The sequence below is a fragment of the Mesorhizobium sp. M7A.F.Ca.ET.027.03.2.1 genome, assembly GCF_003999175.1.
In the GTDB taxonomy this organism is placed as follows: Bacteria; Pseudomonadota; Alphaproteobacteria; order Rhizobiales; family Rhizobiaceae; genus Mesorhizobium.
The window spans coordinates 1-1,675 of record NZ_RZOM01001222.1; the positions used below are offsets into that span (position 1 = coordinate 1).

The 1,675-nt window shown below is 65.7% G+C and carries 1 protein-coding gene; it reads right to left on the minus strand.

Translation table 11 applies throughout. From position 1 onward, the window contains the following. Positions 1-1,675: acetate--CoA ligase family protein (locus tag EN750_RS33190; RefSeq protein ID WP_145968151.1), on the minus strand; the 1,675-nt coding region annotated here is incomplete at both ends.

A 1,675-nucleotide genomic window follows, 5' to 3' on the forward strand; every position in this document is an offset into this window, starting at 1 on the left:
AGCACCAGCAGCGCGTCGGCGATCCAGGCGCCCTTGCCCTCTGCACAGACGATCAGCGGGTTGATGTCGAGTTCCTCGATCTCGCCGGCATTCTGCTGCACGAAGGCGGCAATGCCCGAAATGGCATCGATGGCAGCCGCGACATCAGCTTTCGGCCGGCCGCGATAGCCCTCGAGCAGCGGGAACAGTTTCAGGCCGCGCAGCGCCGCCTCGATATCGTCGCGCGTCGCCGGCAGCATCAGCGTGACGCTGTCGCGCAACAATTCGACCAGCACGCCGCCGGTGCCCAAGGTCATCACCGCGCCGAACATCGGGTCGCGGGTGAAGCCGACGATCAGTTCCGCGACACCGTCGCGCACCATGCGCTCGACATAGAGCCCGGTGCCGAGCGGCAAGAGGTCATGCGCCGCGGTGCTGACGGATTCGGCATCCCTGAGGTTGAGCCTGACGGCGCCAACTTCGGATTTGTGGCTGACGCCGAGCGCCTTCAGTGCGACGGGAAAGCCGAGCGCCATCGACGAAATCACCGCCTCGACCGCATTGGCGGCCCGTTCGCCTTTCGGCACCGGCAGGCCGGCCTTGATCAGCCGCGATTTTGCTTCGGCCTCGTCGGGCGTGACATGGTCGCCACCAGGCGCACCGGCAGCAGAAGTGTCGATCGGCTGCGCCTGCGGTTCGGCCCAAGCCCAACCGATGAAGGCCGCCGCCCCGGCGGCATCCATGGCTTCCGAAATGCCGAACAACGGCACCATGCCGCGCGCCATCAGCTCGGCCGTGTACTCCTCCGGCAGGTTTTCCGGCAGCGACGAGACGATCGCGCCATGTGCCTTGTTGGTCTTCAGCGCCGATTCGAAGGCGCGCAGCGTCGCCCACCAATCGGTGACCGAACAACGATCAGGTCGCGGAAAATCCAGCACCAGCATGTTGAGGTCGAAGCCGCCCGACACCATTGCGGTGAAGGTGGCGGTCATCGCCGGCTCGTTGTTCCAGATGAAGGTGTGATAGTCCAAGGGATTGGCGACCGCGACCAGCGGCCCGAGCGTCGATTTGACATGGGCGCGGTGGCTGTCGGTCAGCACAGGGAAATTGACCCAGCGCCCTTCGGCGCTGTCGGCCATGACAGAGGCCTCGCCGCCGGAGCAGCTCATCGACGACAGCCTATAGCCGGGTAAAGGTCCGGTGATATGCAGCAGCTTCAACGCTTCGATGAAGGCGGGGATCGAATCGACACGCGCAATGCCGAGCCGCCGCAGGAACGCACCCGAGGCCGTGTCCGAGCCGGCCAGCGAGGCGGTATGCGAGACGGTCGCCTGCCTGGCCTGTTCGGAACGGCCGACCTTCATGGCGATGATCGGCTTTTTCAGCTCGCGCGCCCGTGCCGCCAGCCTCTCGAAGCCGGCTACCGAATCGAAGGCCTCGATATGCAGGCCGAGCGACGTGACCCGCTCGTCCTCGATCAGGCCGAGCGCCATTTCGGACAGGCCGGTCTGCGCCTGGTTGCCGGCGGTCATCAGGAAGGCGATCGGCAGGCCGCGCCTCTGCATGGTCATGTTGATGGCGATGTTTGAGGACTGGGTGATGATGGCGACGCCCTTGCCGCCCTCGGCCAGTCTTATGCCGCCATGCTGGTCGGGCCACAGCAGCGCGCCGTCGGCATAATTGATCAGGCCGTAGC